The sequence below is a fragment of the Kitasatospora sp. NPDC056138 genome (assembly GCF_042264695.1).
In the GTDB taxonomy this organism is placed as follows: Bacteria; Actinomycetota; Actinomycetes; order Streptomycetales; family Streptomycetaceae; genus Kitasatospora.
Window position 1 is genome coordinate 266,329 of record NZ_JBHJVK010000001.1, and the last position, 18,091, is coordinate 284,419.

Below are 18,091 nucleotides of genomic sequence, written 5' to 3' on the forward strand. Positions count from 1 at the left end.
GGGCGCCGGGAGCCGACCGCCGGCCCCGGCGGGGTGCTCAGACACCGGTGACCGTCACATCACCGGTGTCGGTCTGCGCCGTGATGCGGTGCTTGGCGCCCGCCCGCTGACCGACCGTCACGGTGGTTTTCCCGGTGTCCGTCTTCGCGGCGACGGCGTACGGGTCCTGGTCCTGGTCGGGCACCTTCACGGTGATGCTGCCGGTGCTCGAGGTCGCCGCGAGCGTCTCGGGCCGGGCGGTGAAGACGGCCGAGACGTCGCCGGTGCTGGTGCTCAGGCTGACCTCGGTACCGCTCATCCGCTTGGCCTCGATGCTGCCCGTACCGCTCTTCGCCTCGACCCGGCCGCTGAGCCCGGACAGGTGGACGTCACCGGTGCCGTCCTTCACCCGTACCTCGGTGCCCGCCGGGACCTCCACCTCGTACCCGACGCCGCAGTCGCCGTCCGGGCAGGTGTAGCCGAGGGTGAGCGTGTCGCCGACGGTGCTGTGCGTGGTGGCGGGCGGGGTGGAGCGGTACGTCTGGCGCTCCGTCACCTGGACCCCGGTGCCGCCGCCGACCACCCGGATGTCTCCGGTGCCGCCCTCGATCACCAAGGTCCGCACGGCCTCCGGGACGCCGTAGCCCACGGTCCTGGTCCGGTCGTCCTGGAACGCGAAGCAGGAGGACATCCCGCCCACGACGGCAGCGGTGATGGCGGCGTAGGTCAGTACGCGGAAGGTCATCCGGTTCATGGCAGTTCTCCTGTTCGGCCGGCCGGACCGGCCTCTGCGACCCGACACCGAAAGACTGCCCGACCACCCCCTCATCCCGGATCCCCCGACCGAGCGGTCCGTCTCCCTCCCCCGTGCGGGGGAGTACCTCCCTCCCCCGCACGAGCCGCGCTCACCCGGCCCCGCTCACCCAGCCGCAGGCTCTCCCACCGGCTGCCCCGCGACGATCCGCCGCACCAGTGCGGGCAGCGCGACCGAGATCGGCTCCCGGATCACCTCGTGCGCCACCGGGTCGTACGGCGTGGGCTCACCGTTCACGATCACCAGCCGGGCACCGGCGTCCAACGCCACCTGCGGCAGGGCGGCCGCCGGGTACACCTGCAACAGCGTCCCGACCGCCACGAACAACTCGCACGCCTTGGCGATCGCCTCGGCCCGGTCCAGCACCACCGGGTCCAGTGCCTCACCGAACATCACCGTGCACGGCTTGAGCACACCCCCGCACGCCGCACACGCCGGATCCGGCTCGCCCGCCGCCACCCGGTCCAGCGCCCGAGCCATCGGGCTGCGCTCCCGGCAGCGGACGCACTGCACCTGCTGCGCCGTCCCGTGCAGCTCCAGCACCTTCCGCTCCGGCAGCCCCGAACGCTGGTGCAGCCCGTCCACGTTCTGCGTCAGCACCCGCAACGGCAGCCCGCTGCGCTCCAGTTCCACCAGCGCCAGATGCCCCGCGTTCGGCTCCGCCGCCACCGCGCCGACGTCCCGTCGCATCAACCAGGAGCGGCGCCGCACCTCGGGATCAGCCAGGTACGGCCCGACCGTCACCAACTCCTGCGCCTTCGGGTCCCGTTGCCACAGCCCCTTGGGCCCCCGGTAGTCCGGAATCCCCGAATCGGTGGAGATCCCCGCCCCCGTCAACACCGCGATCAGCGGCCGCTCGCCAGTCATGCCCGGACCGTACGGGCCGTCCTCCACCCTGCGCCACCGAAAAACCGGGCGCTCCCCCGCCGACACCCACCGGAACCCGGCGCCGACCAGCGCCGACCGCCGCCCCCACCCCACGTCGCCCCCGGGAGGCCACCCTCCCGTTCACCGCCCGCGGCCCCCTCCTCCGCGTCCGGTGGTCCCTCCCCTTGCGTCTCCCGGGGGCCGGATCACAGCAGGCGCTTGATCTCACCCCGCGCCCGGTAGAAACCGCCCGAGCCCGACTCCAGCACCTCGGCCACCAGGTACCGCGCGCCCGGCACCCGGACGTCCTTCGGGAACTGCACCCGCCAGGACGGGTCGTAGCCGGCCGACACCACCCTCACCCGCGTCCGGCCGCCGTCCTGCACGCACTCGACCTCGACGCCCGCACCGGCCCGGGCCGCCGTCACCGTCTCCAGCCGGGCCCCCGGGGCCACCGCCTCCCAGCCGGCCGCGTCCACCTCGGCCGTCCGCGGCAGTGTCCCGTCCTGTGCCGCGCGGACCGCCTGCTCGCTCGCGTCCAGGCAGGCCAGCGAACCGTCCGTGGTCACCAGGTACAGCCGTCCGTCGCGGTACTGCATGCTGTAGGCCGAGCCGCAGCCCGTGCCCAGCTTCCACAGCCGAGTCCCGTCCGCCGCGAAGCAGTAGACCGAGGAGTGGTTGTCCCCGGCGAAGACGTAACGGCCGTCGGGGGACGCGGCGCAGGAGAACACCGCCGCATCGCAGCGGTAGCGGGCGACCTCCCCGCCGTCCGCCTTGCGCAGCCGGTGCACCCAGCCGCGCGACGTCCCCGCGAAGACCTCCTCCCGCTCCTGCCAGCCGAAGAGCACCTCGCCCTCCGTCCGGGTGTGCCACACCGGCTCGCCGCCGCGCGCCGCGTACCGGGACACCCCGCGGGTGTGCCCGTGGTAGACGCCCTCCCGGTCGCAGCGCACCATCCAGCCCTCGCGGCCCTCGGCCTTGCGCCGCCACTGGAACTCGTCCTCGTGGTCGACGGTGGTGAGCCCGCCGCGCTCGTCGGCCACCCCCAGCACCCCGTCGTGGATGTCCAGCCAGTAGATGTCCACGTCCTCGGCGATCTCGTACGCCACCCGGGGCACCTTCCCGCCCAGGTCGTACACCTTGCCGTTGTCGCAGCCCGCGTAGATCCACCAGTCGTCGGCGACGATGCACTTCACCCCGTCCGGCAGGCCGTACCGGCCGGTGACCACCCCGTCGTGCGTCAGCGTGTAGACGTCCCCCGCCTCGTTCCCCACCCAGGCGTGCTCCTCCCCCACGAACACCCCGAACGCCGCCGCCCCCGACCGGAACCGCCACACCAGCGGCGCCTGACGCGCCGTCGACCCGCTGCTGGCCATCGCCCGACGCGTCACCGCCCGGCGCTGCCGCACCCCCCGGACCGCCGGCGCGTACCCCTTCCTGACCTTCTCCCCCACCTTCCTGGAGACCGCCGCGACGGCCTTCTCCGCCGTCGGGTACGAGGTGGTCCTCGCCTGCCCGCCCTCCCCGATCCGCCCGTACGTCACGGTCACCTCGGCTCCGGCCAGCCGCACCTCGTAGAACTTGTGCGCGCCACCGCCCTCCTCGGACAGCTCCAGGTAGGTGACCTGCTCGGCAGGAACGGCAGCAGTGGACATCGGACGACCCCTCTCGGCCAGCCAGGAGGACTGATGGGCCCAACCTAGACGGCGCCACTGACATCCCCTCAGGCCGGGCGAAACGCCGCAGGGCGGCCACCCCGGGTGGGGTGGCCGCCCTGCGGCGTCGTGCGAACGACTGTCAGCCGGTGTACGGGCCGTAGTCGTAGTCGTCCAGCGGGACCGCCTGGCCGGAGCCGGCGCCGAAGGGCGACATGTCGTAGTCGTCGTAGCCGACGGCCGAGTACATGGCGGCCTTGGCCTCCTCGGTCGGCTCCACCCGGATGTTGCGGTAGCGGGGCAGACCCGTACCGGCCGGGATGAGCTTACCGAGGATGACGTTCTCCTTGAGGCCCAGCAGCGGGTCCGACTTGGCGTGGATCGCCGCGTCGGTGAGGACCCGGGTCGTCTCCTGGAAGGAGGCGGCCGACAGCCAGGACTCGGTGGCCAGCGAGGCCTTGGTGATACCCATCAGCTGCGGACGGCCGGAGGCGGGGTGACCGCCCTCGGAGACCACGCGACGGTTCTCCTGCTCGAAGCGGCCGCGCTCGACGAGCTCGCCCGGAAGCAGCTCGGCGTCGCCCGACTCGATGATCGTCACGCGGCGGAGCATCTGCCGGATGATGATCTCGATGTGCTTGTCGTGGATCGACACACCCTGCGAGTTGTAGACCTTCTGGACCTCGGCCACCAGGTGGACCTGGACGGCACGCTGGCCCATGATGCGCAGGACGTCGTGCGGGTTGGTGGCACCGACGGTCAGCTTCTGGCCGACCTCGACCGCCTCGCCCTCGCTCACCAGGAGCTTGACACGCTTGGAGACCGGGTAGGCGATCTCGTCGGTGCCGTCGTCCGGGGTGATGACGATCTTGCGGGTCTTCTCGGTGTCCTCGATGCGGGCGCGACCCTGCGCCTCCGAGATCGGGGCCACACCCTTGGGGGTACGGGCCTCGAAGAGCTCGACGACACGCGGCAGACCCTGGGTGATGTCGTCACCGGCCACACCACCGGTGTGGAAGGTACGCATGGTCAGCTGGGTACCGGGCTCACCGATGGACTGGGCGGCGATGATGCCGACCGCCTCACCGATGTCGACCAGCTTGCCGGTGGCCAGCGAGCGGCCGTAGCAGTGGGCACAGGTACCCACGGCCGACTCACAGGTCAGGATCGAGCGGACCTTGACGTCGCCGACGCCGTGGCGGATCAGCTCGTCGATCAGGACGTCACCGAGGTCGGTGTTGGCGGTGGCGAGGAGCTTGCCGTCCACCGTGATGTCCTCGGCGAGCATCCGGGCGTAGACGCTGGTCTCGACGTCGTCGGCCTTGCGCAGCACGCCGTCCACGACGGAACCGATCGACAGCTTCAGGCCGCGCTCGGTGCCGCAGTCCTCCTCGCGGATGATGACGTCCTGGGAGACGTCGACCAGACGACGGGTGAGGTAGCCGGAGTCGGCGGTACGCAGAGCGGTGTCCGCGAGACCCTTACGGGCACCGTGGGTGGAGATGAAGTACTCCAGCACGGAGAGACCCTCACGGAACGACGCCTTGATGGGTCGCGGGATGGTCTCGTTCTTCGCGTTGGACACCAGACCACGCATACCGGCGATCTGACGCATCTGCATCATGTTTCCACGAGCACCCGAGTCGACCATCATGAAGATGGGGTTCGTCTTCGGGAAGTTCGCGTTCATGGCCTCGGCGACCTCGTTGGTCGCCCGGGTCCAGATGCCGATGAGCTCGCTCTTGCGCTCCTCGTTGGTGATCAGACCGCGCTCGTACTGCCGCTGGACCTTCTCCGCCTGCGCCTCGTAGCCCTCGAGGATCTGGGGCTTGCTCGGCGGGACGACGACGTCCGAGATCGAGACGGTGACACCGGAACGGGTCGACCAGTGGAAGCCGGCCGCCTTCAGGTTGTCCAGCGTCGCGGCGACGACGACCTTGGGGTAGCGCTCGGCCAGGTCGTTGACGATGGCCGACAGCTGCTTCTTGCCGACCTCGTAGTCGACGAAGGGGTAGTCCTCGGGCAGCAGCTCGTTGAAGAGCGCACGGCCCAGGGTCGTGGTGAGCCGGAACGACTCGCCCTCAAACCAGGTGGACTGGCCCTCCTCGTCGACCGGGGCGCTCCAGCCGCGCGGCGGCACGGTACCGACCGGCAGACGCAGGTCGATCGGGGCCTGGACGTCCAGGTCGCGGGCGTCGAAGGCCATGATCGCCTCGGCGGTCGACGAGAAGGAGCGGCCGGCGCCCTTCACGTTCTCGCGGTCCGAGGTGAGGAAGAACAGGCCCAGCACCATGTCCTGGGTCGGCATGGTGACGGGGCGACCGTCGGCCGGCTTCAGGATGTTGTTCGAGGACAGCATCAGGATGCGGGCCTCGGCCTGCGCCTCTGCCGACAGCGGCAGGTGGACGGCCATCTGGTCACCGTCGAAGTCCGCGTTGAACGCGGTGCAGACGAGCGGGTGGATCTGGATGGCCTTGCCCTCGACCAGCTGCGGCTCGAAGGCCTGGATGCCGAGGCGGTGCAGGGTGGGCGCACGGTTCAGCAGAACCGGGTGCTCGGCGATGACCTCTTCGAGGACGTCCCACACGACCGGGCGGGCACGCTCGACCATGCGCTTGGCCGACTTGATGTTCTGCGCGTGGTTCAGGTCCACCAGGCGCTTCATCACGAACGGCTTGAAGAGCTCCAGCGCCATGGCCTTGGGCAGACCGCACTGGTGCAGCTTCAGCTGCGGGCCGACGACGATGACCGAACGGGCCGAGTAGTCGACTCGCTTGCCGAGCAGGTTCTGACGGAAACGACCCTGCTTGCCCTTGAGCATGTCGGACAGCGACTTCAGCGGACGGTTGCCGGGGCCCGTGACCGGGCGACCACGACGGCCGTTGTCGAAGAGCGCGTCGACGGCCTCCTGGAGCATGCGCTTCTCGTTGTTCACGATGATCTCGGGGGCACCGAGGTCGAGCAGGCGCTTCAGGCGGTTGTTGCGGTTGATCACGCGGCGGTACAGGTCGTTCAGGTCGGAGGTCGCGAAGCGGCCACCGTCCAGCTGCACCATCGGACGCAGGTCCGGCGGGATGACCGGGACGCAGTCCAGCACCATGCCGTTGGGCTTGTTGCTGGTCTGCAGGAAGGCGGAGACGACCTTGAGGCGCTTGAGCGCACGGGTCTTCTTCTGGCCCTTGCCGGTGCGGATGATCTCGCGGAGGCGCTCGGCCTCCTCCGCCAGGTCGAAGGTCTCCAGGCGGTCCTTGAGGGCCGCGGCACCCATCGAGCCGGAGAAGTAGGTGCCGAAGCGGTCGCGCAGCTCGCGGTAGAGCAGCTCGTCGCCCTCCAGGTCCTGGACCTTGAGGTTCTTGAAGCGGGCCCAGACCTCGTCGAGGCGGTCGATCTCGCGCTGCGCACGGTCACGCAGCTGCTTCATCTCGCGCTCGGCGCCCTCACGCACCTTGCGGCGGACGTCGGCCTTGGCGCCCTCGGCCTCCAGCTCGGCGAGGTCGGACTCGGCCTTCTTCGCGCGGTTCTCCAGGTCGGAGTCGCGACGGTTCTCGATCTGCTGGCGCTCGACCGAGACGTGCGCCTCCAGGGACGGGAGGTCGCGCTGGCGACGCTCGTCGTCCACCCAGGTGATCATGTAGGCGGCGAAGTAGATGACCTTCTCGAGGTCCTTCGGCGCCAGGTCCAGCAGGTAGCCGAGACGGGACGGGACACCCTTGAAGTACCAGATGTGGGTGACCGGGGCGGCCAGCTCGATGTGGCCCATCCGCTCACGGCGCACCTTGGCGCGGGTGACCTCGACGCCGCAGCGCTCGCAGATGATGCCCTTGAAGCGGACGCGCTTGTACTTACCGCAGTAGCACTCCCAGTCCCGGGTGGGGCCGAAGATCTTCTCGCAGAAGAGCCCGTCCTTTTCCGGCTTCAGGGTGCGGTAGTTGATGGTCTCCGGCTTCTTGACCTCGCCGTGCGACCACTGGCGGATGTCGTCGGCCGTGGCCAGGCCAATACGGAGCTCGTCGAAGAAGTTGACGTCAAGCACTGGTCGTCAAGCCCTCTTTCGTAAGTCGAGGTTTATCTGTGGTCTGAGGGGGCCTGGGGGCGGGCCGGCCTGGGTTCCTCCAGGCCGGCCCAACCTCCGTCAGACCTCTTCGACGCTGCTCGGCTCGCGCCGGGACAGGTCGATGCCGAGCTCCTCGGCAGCGCGGAACACGTCTTCGTCGGAGTCCCGCATCTCGATGGACTGGCCGTCCGAGGACAGCACCTCCACGTTGAGGCAGAGCGACTGCATTTCCTTGATGAGGACCTTGAAGGACTCGGGAATGCCGGGCTCGGGGATGTTCTCGCCCTTGACGATGGCCTCGTAGACCTTGACTCGGCCGAGGACGTCGTCGGACTTGATGGTGAGCAGCTCCTGCAGTGCGTACGCAGCGCCGTACGCCTCCAGGGCCCACACCTCCATCTCACCGAAGCGCTGACCACCGAACTGCGCCTTACCACCGAGCGGCTGCTGGGTGATCATCGAGTACGGGCCGGTCGAACGGGCGTGCAGCTTGTCGTCGACCAGGTGGTGCAGCTTGAGGATGTACATGTAGCCGACCGAGATCGGCATCGGGAACGGCTCGCCGGAGCGGCCGTCGAACAGCCGGGCCTTACCGGTGGAGTTCACCAGGCGCTCACCGTCACGGGTGAGGGTGGTGTTGTCCAGCAGGCCGGTGATCTCGTCCTCGCGGGCGCCGTCGAAGACCGGGGTGGCGAGGTTGGTGCCACCGGTGACCTGGTCGGCGCCGATCGCCTGCAGGCGCTTGGCCCACTCGTCGGCGAGGCCGGAGACGTCCCAGCCCTGCTTGGCGAGCCACCCGAGGTGGATCTCCAGGACCTGTCCCGGGTTCATTCGGGACGGGACACCCAGCGGGTTGAGGATGATGTCGACCGGGGTGCCGTCCTCGAGGAACGGCATGTCCTCGACGGGGAGGATCTTGGAGATGACACCCTTGTTGCCGTGGCGGCCGGCGAGCTTGTCACCGTTGGTGATCTTGCGCTTCTGGGCCACGTAGACGCGGACCAGCTGGTTCACGCCCGGGGGCAGCTCGTCGCCCTCTTCGCGGTCGAAGACGCGGACGCCGATGACCTTGCCGGACTCACCGTGCGGCACCTTCAGCGAGGTGTCGCGGACCTCACGGGCCTTCTCACCGAAGATCGCGCGGAGCAGGCGCTCCTCGGGGGTCAGCTCGGTCTCACCCTTCGGGGTGACCTTGCCGACCAGGATGTCGCCGGTGACGACGTCCGCACCGATCCGGATGATGCCGCGCTCGTCGAGGTCGGCGAGGACCTCCTCGGAGACGTTCGGGATGTCCCGGGTGATCTCCTCGGGGCCCAGCTTGGTGTCACGGGCGTCGACCTCGTGCTCCTCGATGTGGATCGAGGAGAGGACGTCGTCCTGCACGAGGCGCTGCGACAGGATGATCGCGTCCTCGTAGTTGTGGCCCTCCCACGACATGAACGCCACGAGGAGGTTCTTGCCGAGCGCCATCTCGCCCTCGTCCGTGCAGGGGCCGTCGGCCAGGACCTGGCCGGCCTCCACACGGGAGCCCTCGTCCACGAGCACCTTCTGGTTGAAGGAGGTGCCCTGGTTGGAGCGGGTGAACTTGGCGGCGCGGTACGTGGTGTAGGTGCCGTCGTCGTTGGCCACCGTGACGTAGTCGGCGGAGACCTCCTGGACCACGCCCGGCTTCTCGGCCGTGATCACGTCGGCGGCGTCGACCGCACAGCGGTACTCCATGCCGGTACCGACCAGCGGAGCCTCGCTCTTCAGCAGCGGCACCGCCTGGCGCATCATGTTCGAGCCCATGAGTGCGCGGTTGGCGTCGTCGTGCTCGAGGAACGGGATCATGGCGGTCGCGACCGACACCATCTGGCGCGGCGAGACGTCCATGTAGTCGATCTCGGTGCCGGGGATGTAGTCGATCTCGCCGCCACGGCGGCGGACCAGGACACGCGGCTCGGCGAAGGTCAGCTCCGCGGTCAGCGGGGCGTTGGCCTGCGCGATGACGTAGCGGTCCTCCTCGTCGGCGGTGAGGTAGTCGACCTGCTCGGTGACCACACCGTCGATGACCTTGCGGTACGGGGTCTCGATGAAGCCGAAGGCGTTGACCCGGCCGTACGAGGCCAGCGACCCGATCAGACCGATGTTCGGGCCTTCCGGGGTCTCGATCGGACACATGCGGCCGTAGTGCGAGGGGTGCACGTCACGGACCTCGAAGCCGGCGCGCTCACGGGAGAGACCACCGGGGCCGAGGGCGGACAGACGACGCTTGTGGGTCAGGCCCGACAGCGGGTTCGTCTGGTCCATGAACTGCGACAGCTGGCTGGTGCCGAAGAACTCCTTGATGGAGGCGACGACCGGCCGGATGTTGATCAGGGTCTGCGGCGTGATCGCCTCGACGTCCTGGGTGGTCATGCGCTCGCGCACGACGCGCTCCATACGGGCGAGACCCGTACGGACCTGGTTCTGGATCAGCTCGCCGACGTTGCGCAGGCGACGGTTGCCGAAGTGGTCGATGTCGTCGACCTCGACCACGATGTCGCGGCCCTCGCCGTCGCTCCACTCGGTCTCACCCGCGTGCAGCTTCACCAGGTACTTGATCGCACCGATGATGTCGGGCTCGGTGAGCACGCCGGAGTCCAGGGACTCGGCGTTGCCCAGCTTCCGGTTGACCTTGTAGCGGCCGACCTTGGCGAGGTCGTAGCGCTTCGGGTTGAAGTAGAGGTTCTCGAGCAGCGTCTGCGCGGCCTCACGCGTGGGCGGCTCGCCCGGGCGCAGCTTGCGGTAGATGTCGAGGAGTGCGTCGTCCTGGCCCTGGGTGTGGTCCTTCTCCAGGGTGGCGCGCATCGACTCGTACTCGCCGAACTCCTCGAGAATCATCTCGTTGGTCCAGCCGAGGGCCTTGAGCAGCACGGTGACCGACTGCTTGCGCTTGCGGTCGATGCGGACACCGACCATGTCGCGCTTGTCGATCTCCATCTCCAGCCAGGCACCACGCGAGGGGATGACCTTGCAGGAGTAGATGTCCTTGTCGGACACCTTGTCCAGGGTGGAGTCGAAGTACACGCCGGGGGAACGGACCAGCTGCGACACGACGACGCGCTCGGTGCCGTTGATCACGAACGTGCCCTTGTGGGTCATGAGCGGGAAGTCGCCCATGAAGACCGTCTGAGACTTGATCTCACCGGTCTCGTTGTTGGTGAACTCGGCCGTGACGAAGAGCGGAGCCGCGTACGTGAAGTCGCGGTCCTTGCACTCGTCAATGGAGTTCTTCGGCGGCTCGAAACGGTGGTCGCGGAAGGTCAGCGACATCGACCCGCTGAAGTCCTCGATCGGCGAGATCTCTTCGAAGATCTCCTCCAGACCGGACTTGGTGGGGACGTCCTGACCACTCTCCAGGGCCGCCTCGACCCGAGACTTCCAGGCCGCGTTGCCGAGCAGCCAGTCAAAGCTCTCGGTCTGCAGGGCCAGGAGGTTCGGGACCTCAAGGGGCTCCTTGATCTTCGCGAACGAAACGCGAAGCGGGGCGGTGGATGCGGCGGAATTGTTCGAGGCGTTGCGCGAGGCGGCCAAGAGGGGGGTCCTTCCGAGGGCTCGGAGCTCACTACGCGCGTACCAGCCGGGCCTGCAAAGGCTTGGAGCCACCTCCGTCGCCGTGGGTCTCAGCCGGGAAGGAAATCCCAGGTCAGAGCCGCTTTGCGGAGGCGGTGCCAGACCCCTTCAGGGCAACGCAGACTCCGGGCGACGAGTCACGGAGCAGCTAACAGGCAGCGCAAAGGGACAGTGTAGCCAAAAGGCACACTGCTGACAAGCCCTGATTCGGAGACCGAATCGGACGCTCCCTCCGGTAGCCACCCAACCGGCTCGGCCCCACGGGGGAGCCGTGCCGCAGGGCGGCGCCTGCCTCGCACAACCTTGGCCCGGACTACGCCGGGCCACCGCACCTCACATGCAGTCACTTCCCGTCGGGGCCACTGAATATGCATCCAGGGCCGCTCCGACTTGGAGCGTGCACTCCACGCTGGGCGCGCGCCTTGAGAATCGCGCGCCCGGTGCCGTTCGTCAAGGCCCGCGCCAGAGCGTGGACCTCGGTCTGCTCATCGTCCGGCACCCCCCGGGCGTTACAGAACCCGTGGTGGGGCCGTCCGTGACGACAGCGATCACCATACCGGTCCCCGCCGACAGTGGCCGAGTGCACAGCCGACCGGGCCCGACCCCGTCAGGACGGACGCGGGTACGAAACAGGCCGGGCCGGCCACCCCGAAGGGTGGCCGGCCCGGCCCGTACGCCCCCTCAGAGGGGGCGAGGAGTCACTTGACGGTGACCTTGGCGCCAGCGCCCTCGAGCTGGGCCTTGGCCTTCTCGGCAGCGTCCTTGGCAACCTTCTCCAGGAGGGTGGCCGGGGTGCCGTCAACGAGGTCCTTGGCCTCCTTCAGGCCGAGGGAGGTCAGGGCGCGCACCTCCTTGATGACCTGGATCTTCTTGTCACCAGCGGACTCGAGGATGACGTCGAACTCGTCCTGCTCCTCGACGGCCTCGGCCTGGGCGCCCGGGGCGGCAATGCCGGCCACGGCGACCGGGGCGGCAGCGGTGACGTCGAACTTCTCCTCGAAGGCCTTCACGAAGGCGGCGAGCTCGATGAGGGTGAGCTCCTCGAACTGCGCGAGCAGCTCGTCCTGGGTCAGCTTCGCCATGATGGCGTCCTTCCACTAAATCGGCAGGTGGTGCCGTATGTACGGGTTGGGCGGGCACGGGCCCGCAGCGAGGCGTGAGCCTGCCGAATTACTCGGCGGCCTCGTCCTCGGCGGCGGGAGCCGGCGTACCGGCACCGCCCTGCTCGACCTTGTCGCGCAGCGCGTCCACGGTGCGGACGAGCTTCGACGGCAGGGCCTGGAAGAGCGCGGCAGCCTGGGACTGCTTGGCCTTCAGGGCACCCGCCAGCTTGGCGAGCAGCACCTCGCGGGACTCGAGGTCCGCGAGCTTCTTGATGTCATCGGCGGACAGCGCCTTGCCGTCAAGGACACCGCCCTTGATGATCAGAGCGGGGTTCTCCTTGGCGAAGTCACGCAGAGCCTTCGCCGACTCCACCGGGTCACCGGTGACGAAGGCGACAGCCGTCGGACCCGCGAACAGGTCGTCCAGCTCGGAGATCCCGGCCTCATTGGCCGCGATCTTGGTCAGCGTGTTCTTCACCACGGCGTACTGGGCGTTGTCACCCAGCGAGCGACGCAGATTCTTCATCTGCTTCACCGTCAGACCGCGGTACTCGGTCAGCACGGCCGCGTTCGAAGCACGGAACATGTCCGTGACCTCGGCGACGGCAGCAGCCTTGTCGGGCCTTGCCATAGGCTTACGCCTCCTTCCGTGATGTCGAAGTCGGGCCGACCGCGAAGTCGACCATCCAACGCCTCGGACCGGCTGGCGAGAAGGAAGCCCTGCAGAAACAGTGAGAGCCCCAGTGCGCAGTCGCACGGGGCCCAGTAGAGACCTCGACGGTCGCACGGCGAACCGTACGGACCGGAAGTCCAAGCTCCATAAACTCCTGCGCGGGCCGTCTGCGACGAGTCGCAGATCCTTCGGCTGCCCGGCCTCCTTGCGGAAGTAGAGCAACAGCCAGCGGTCTTTGGCAGACACCACCGTACTGGACCAGCGGGAAAACCACCAAATCCGCCCGATCCCGCCATGACCCGCTATGGATTCAGCGGCGGCAGGCCCTTCGTGCCCACGTCCACGGTGTCCTCGTCGGCGGGGGCCTGCACCGAGAGCGGGCCGCCGAACTCGCTGTACCGGACGGTGTCGTTCGCCCCGCCCGACGGGCCCGGGCCGGACCGGTGCACCTCGGTCAGCTGGTCCTTGTCGTTCAGCAGCAGGTCGAGCACCACCGGGCCGGGCCCCAGCGCCGCCCCGAGCGCCGTCCGCCGGGCCGGGCTCAGCTGCGTCTGCGCGGCGGCGTACGCCTCGGCGGAGAGGGTCACCCGGTAGTGCTTGAGCGTTCCCTCGGTGTCCTTCTGCTCCCCCACCAGTACCGGGTCGGGGGCGGACGCCGCCGCGGTCAGCGCCACCATCGGGCTGAGCCGGTCCACCAGGGCGGAGTACGGGATCTCCCGCCGGCCGTCCGCGCCCGGGGCGGTGGTGAACTTCTCCCAGTGCCGGCCGCCCAGCCGGGCCGCGGCGGCCTGGTCACCGCCCAGGTACGCGGTGGTATCCAGCACTATCAGCTGTTCGGCGACCCCGAGCCGGTTGAGCACCAGGACGGTCTTCGGTGCCCAGAAGAGCATCCCGGTCGCACTCTGGGCACCCAGCTGGTAGCTGAACCTGGCCCGGCGCGCGGTGTCCATCTGCAGCTTGGCGGAGAGCAGCACGCCGTGCGGCGAGCGATCGGTCGGCGTGGCCGTGGCGGACGGGCTGGCGGCCGGGGCGGGCGGCGGGGAGCTCCCCGCGCCGCCCGTACCGGTGCCGCACCCGGCCAGCAGGGCGGCGGCCAGCCCTGTGATCACCGCCCGCCGTACCAGTGCCATCCCCGTACTCCTCCGCTCGTTCGACCGCACCCCGCGGTCGGACCGGGTCAGTTGCCCGGACTCTTCAGCATGTCGGCGAAGTCCATGACCTCGCTGTCGGCGGGCGCCTTGACCGCCGGGGTGCTGCCGATCTCGGTGTACTTGAAGGTCTGCGGGCCCCCCAGCCCGGCCCCCGTGTTGGTGTTGGTCTGCTGGACCAGCTCGCCCTTGCCGTTGATCCAGAAGTCGACGGTGGAGGTGTCGCCGTCCTTCTTCAGCAGGCCGGACACCAGGTCGAACCGGTCCTTGCCGATCGGCAGCAGCTTGGCCACCTGGTCGATCGGGGCCTCGCTGCGGTAGTGGACGGTGTCCACCCCGTCGATCTTCTCCTCGCCGACCCTGCTCAGCCTGCCCGCCCCGGCATTGGCCGCCAGCTGGGCACCCGGGTCGAGGGCCACGAGCATGCCGGCGATCGAGCCGTAGTCCTCGGCACCCCCGGCCTTGCCGTCGCCCCCGGCCGACTTCGGGTCCAGCTTCAGCCACTTCTTGCCGTCCATCAGCGCGGCGGTCTCGGCGTCCAGGCCGGTGTAGAGCGCGCTGCCGACGACCAGCATCCTGCTCTCCGTGCCCTTCTCCTTCAGCGAGAGGTCGAGGGCGGCCGAACCCGGCTGCCAGACGTAGGAGCCCGAGCCGCCGTCCCCGGTGGTCCGGGTCAGCTTGGCGCCCTTGGCCTTCTCCATCACGGCGGCCGAGGCCAGCAGGGCGGCCTTCGGGTCCTGGTTCTGATCCGGCTTCACCGCCCCCGCGGCGGCGCCGGCGTCCGCGCTCGCCGAGGGGCCGCCACCGCCCTGGGCCGCGGTGCCCGGGCCCCCGGTGCCCGGGGACGTCGCGCCGGCGGGAGCGGCGGCGTCCTTGCCGTCACTGCTCCCGGAGCTGCTGCAGGCGGTCAGTCCGCCCACCAGGAGCGCGGTGGCGGCAACGGCTGAGGCAAGGCGCAGGGTGCGCACAGTGGTCCCCCCTCATATCTCGTGCTCATCGGATTGGGTCGGACTCTAACCGATACCCCCGAGAGCGGGACAAGGGGTACGCCGACGGGCCCGCACCCCCGGAGGGGTACGGGCCCGTCGGACGGACTTCAGTGGTGCCCGGAACGCGGCCGCCCGGAGCCCGTGGGCTCGGGCGGCGGCTGCGCCGTCGGGCCGTCCTGTCGCCTCGCTCGCAAGCTACCTCAGCGTCAGACCGACGCCGGGTCCTCCTCGACCAGGAGGTTGCGGGTGCGGTTCGGGTCCACCTGGATGCCGGGGCCCATGGTGGTGGAGACCGCGGTCTTCTTGATGTAGCGGCCCTTGGCGGCGGCGGGCTTGGCCCGGAGGACCTCGTCCAGCGCGGCGGCGTAGTTCTCGACCAGCTGCTCGTCGGTGAAGGAGGCCTTACCGATGATGAAGTGCAGGTTCGAGTGCTTGTCGACGCGGAACTCGATCTTGCCGCCCTTGATGTCGTTGACAGCCTTGGCGACATCGGGGGTGACGGTGCCGGTCTTCGGGTTCGGCATCAGGCCACGGGGACCGAGCACGCGGCCGAGGCGGCCGACCTTGCCCATGAGGTCCGGGGTGGCGACGACGGCGTCGAAGTCCAGCTTGCCCTTGGCGACCTCGTCGATGAGCTCGTCGGCACCGACGATGTCGGCGCCGGCAGCACGCGCGGCCTCGGCACGCTCGCCGGTCGCGAAGACCAGGACCCGAGCGGTCTTACCGGTGCCGTGCGGGAGGATCACGGTGCTGCGGACCATCTGGTCGGCCTTGCGCGGGTCGACGCCCAGGCGCATGGCAACCTCAACGGTGCCGTCGAACTTGGTGGTGGAGGTCGCCTTGGCGAGGCGGATGGCCTCGAGCGGGGCGTAGATGCGGCTGCGGTCGACCTGGGCGTCCGCGGCCTTGAGAGCCTTGCTGCGCTTCACTGCTTCTCCTGAAGGTGAATGGAGGAGTCGTGGTGTGTACGGGCCGCGCTGGCCCTACCACGTGAGGACTTGGGCTTTCAGCCCTCGATGGTGATGCCCATCGACCGGGCGGTGCCGGCGATGATCTTCTCCGCCGCGTCCATGTCGTTGGCGTTGAGGTCGGGGAGCTTGGTGGTGGCGATCTCGCGGACCTGGGCGCTGGTGAGCTTCGCGACCTTGGTCTTGTGCGGCTCGCTGGAGCCCTTCTCGATGCCCGCGGCCTTCAGGATGAGGCGAGCGGCCGGCGGCGTCTTCGTGATGAAGGTGAAGGAGCGGTCGTCGTAGACCGTGATCTCCACCGGCACGATCATGCCGCGCTGCGACTCGGTCGCAGCGTTGTAGGCCTTGCAGAACTCCATGATGTTGACGCCGTGCTGACCCAGCGCCGGGCCGACCGGCGGAGCCGGGTTGGCCGCGCCGGCCTTGATCTGGAGCTTGATAAGCCCCGTGACCTTCTTCTTCTTGGGAGGCATGTCTCTCCGGGTCCTTCCGAGAGGTGATTGCTGATGTGTGCTCGGCCAGGGCGACACCCGGCCGGGAGTACACACATCGGACCAGGCTAACGCGGATGCGCCGCTGGGCCAAAACGGATTCGGGGCGGAGCCGAAGCCCCGCCCCGAACCCGAAGGTCTGACGCTCTAGTTCTTCTGGATCTGGTCGAACGACAGCTCGACCGGGGTCTCGCGGCCGAAGATCTCGACCAGGCCCTTGACCTTCTTCGAGTCGGGGTTGATCTCGTTGATGGTCGCCTGCAGGGTCGCGAACGGGCCGTCGGTGACGGTGACCGAGTCGCCGACCTCGAAGTCGAGGACCTGGATCTCGCTCGGCTTGACCGGCGAGGGCTTGCCCGCCTCCTTGGCCGCCTGGCGCTCCACGTCGGGGGCGAGCATCTTGACGACCTCGTCCAGGGTCAGCGGGTACGGGTCGTACGCGTTGCCGACGAAGCCGGTGACACCCGGGGTGTTGCGGACGACGCCCCAGGACTCCGGGGTGAGGTCCATGCGCACCAGGACGTAGCCGGGGAGCTTGTTCTGGCGGATGGTCTTGCGGTCGCCGTTCTTGATCTGGACGACCTCTTCCTGCGGCACCTCGGCCTGGAAGATGTACTCCTCGACGTTCAGGGAGACCGCGCGCTGCTCCAGGTTCTGCTTGACCCGGTTCTCGTAGCCCGCGTAGGTGTGGATGACGTACCACTCACCCGGCGCGTAGCGCAGCTTCTCGCGGAACTCGGCGACCGGGTCGACCTCGACGGTCTCGACCTCGACGGCCTCGGCGGTCTCGACCTCGGCGGCCTCGCCCTCGGCAGCGTCGGCCTCGGCGGTCCCGGCCTCAGCCACGGCCTCGGCGAACGCCTCGTCCGCCGCGGTCTCGTCCTCGGTCACCTCGTGCATCGCGGCGCTCTCGGCCGCCACGCCCGCCTCGGTCTCGTCCGCAGCCTCGACCTCGTCCGCATCGGCGTCCGCCGCGTCGAGGATCTGCTCGGCAGCCTCGGCGTCGGCGGCATCGGCCGCGTCCAGCTCGGCGGCGTCGTACAGGGGGGACTCAGACACGGTGGCTGCTTCTTTCCTGGGATGTGGAGATGGAACGGCTCCGGGGCCACCCGGCGCCCTCGCGGGCCCGCGCGGATGAAGTCTCGGATACCTCAACAGTACCGAGTCAACGGTAGCGGGCTCGTCCGGTCGGCGCCGACAGCTCGACCCGGGCACCCTGCACAGTGGCGGGCGACCCGGGTCGGGGGTGGTGTCGGGGGGCGACGGATCAGCCGAAGACCCAGAACGAGAGCTTGCCGAAGCCGGTGTCCAGGCCGTACACCAGGCCCATGATCACGACGACGAAGGTCACCACGACGCTGGTGTACTGGATCAGGTCGGTCCGGCTCGGCCAGACGACCTTGCGCAGCTCGGCGATGATCTGGCGGTAGAACAGCCCGATCCTGGCGAACAGGCCCTTCTTGGCCCGCTTGCCGGACTTCTGCTCGCCGCCGGCGCCCTTGTTGGCCCGCTTGCGCTCGCGCCGCGACAGCGTCCTGCCGTCGGCGGACGTGGTCTCGCCAGCGCCGTCGGCACCCTCGGGGTTGCCGCTCTCAGGCGTTGCGGTGGAGCCCGTGGTCTCCGTCACTCGTCCTCACCTGAATCCGGGTCCTGCCGAGCGTCGCTTGCGTGCCTGTGCAACACGGGCGATCCGGCGAAAGCAGTGCTGTTTGGGCCCTCTCCGCATCAAGCCCGCTCGCTCTGTGGAGCGAACGGG

General features: G+C 69.2%; 13 protein-coding genes. All 13 read right to left on the minus strand.

Features of this window, described 5'->3' with window-relative positions:
• Positions 1–37 precede the first annotated feature (37 nt).
• Positions 38–733 (minus strand): DUF4097 family beta strand repeat-containing protein, encoded by a 696-nt coding sequence (locus ACFC1R_RS01190; RefSeq protein WP_375930708.1) that lies wholly within the window; start codon positions 731–733, stop codon positions 38–40.
• 165 nt (positions 734–898) lie between these two features.
• Positions 899–1,660 carry an NAD-dependent deacetylase gene (locus ACFC1R_RS01195; RefSeq protein WP_375930711.1) on the minus strand — a complete coding sequence of 254 codons (762 nt, stop codon included), beginning with the start codon at positions 1,658–1,660 and terminating at the stop codon, positions 899–901.
• 206 nt (positions 1,661–1,866) lie between these two features.
• Entirely contained in the window at positions 1,867–3,315 is a 1,449-nt protein-coding gene (locus tag ACFC1R_RS01200; RefSeq protein WP_375930714.1) for a WGR domain-containing protein, read from the minus strand.
• Between the two features lie 142 nt (positions 3,316–3,457).
• Positions 3,458–7,348 (minus strand): DNA-directed RNA polymerase subunit beta', encoded by a 3,891-nt coding sequence (locus ACFC1R_RS01205; RefSeq protein ID WP_375930717.1) that lies wholly within the window; start codon positions 7,346–7,348, stop codon positions 3,458–3,460.
• 99 nt (positions 7,349–7,447) lie between these two features.
• On the minus strand, positions 7,448–10,924 hold the full coding sequence (rpoB, locus tag ACFC1R_RS01210; protein WP_375930720.1) for a DNA-directed RNA polymerase subunit beta: 3,477 nt from the start codon (positions 10,922–10,924) through the stop codon (positions 7,448–7,450).
• Positions 10,925–11,661: 737 nt separating this feature from the next.
• Positions 11,662–12,045, minus strand: a complete 384-nt coding sequence (rplL, locus tag ACFC1R_RS01215; RefSeq protein ID WP_375930723.1) for a 50S ribosomal protein L7/L12 — start codon at positions 12,043–12,045, stop codon at positions 11,662–11,664.
• Between the two features lie 88 nt (positions 12,046–12,133).
• The gene (rplJ, locus tag ACFC1R_RS01220; RefSeq protein WP_045304569.1) at positions 12,134–12,697 is read right to left on the minus strand and encodes a 50S ribosomal protein L10; all 564 of its coding nucleotides are present in this window, start codon (positions 12,695–12,697) and stop codon (positions 12,134–12,136) included.
• Positions 12,698–13,041: 344 nt separating this feature from the next.
• A complete protein-coding gene (locus ACFC1R_RS01225; protein WP_375930726.1) occupies positions 13,042–13,869 on the minus strand; it encodes a hypothetical protein in 828 nt (275 codons plus the stop codon).
• Between the two features lie 47 nt (positions 13,870–13,916).
• Positions 13,917–14,855: a hypothetical protein gene (locus ACFC1R_RS01230; RefSeq protein WP_375930729.1), complete on the minus strand. Its 939-nt coding sequence runs from the start codon at positions 14,853–14,855 to the stop codon at positions 13,917–13,919.
• A 227-nt stretch (positions 14,856–15,082) separates the two neighbouring features.
• Positions 15,083–15,805: a 50S ribosomal protein L1 gene (rplA, locus tag ACFC1R_RS01235; RefSeq protein WP_045304349.1), complete on the minus strand. Its 723-nt coding sequence runs from the start codon at positions 15,803–15,805 to the stop codon at positions 15,083–15,085.
• A 77-nt stretch (positions 15,806–15,882) separates the two neighbouring features.
• Positions 15,883–16,317, minus strand: coding sequence for a 50S ribosomal protein L11 (gene rplK / locus ACFC1R_RS01240; RefSeq protein ID WP_375930732.1), 435 nt, complete (start codon positions 16,315–16,317; stop codon positions 15,883–15,885).
• 165 nt (positions 16,318–16,482) lie between these two features.
• Positions 16,483–17,394, minus strand: coding sequence for a transcription termination/antitermination protein NusG (gene nusG, locus ACFC1R_RS01245; RefSeq protein WP_375930735.1), 912 nt, complete (start codon positions 17,392–17,394; stop codon positions 16,483–16,485).
• Positions 17,395–17,602: 208 nt separating this feature from the next.
• A complete protein-coding gene (gene secE / locus ACFC1R_RS01250) occupies positions 17,603–17,962 on the minus strand; it encodes a preprotein translocase subunit SecE (protein WP_375930738.1) in 360 nt (119 codons plus the stop codon).
• Positions 17,963–18,091: the final 129 nt, after the last annotated feature.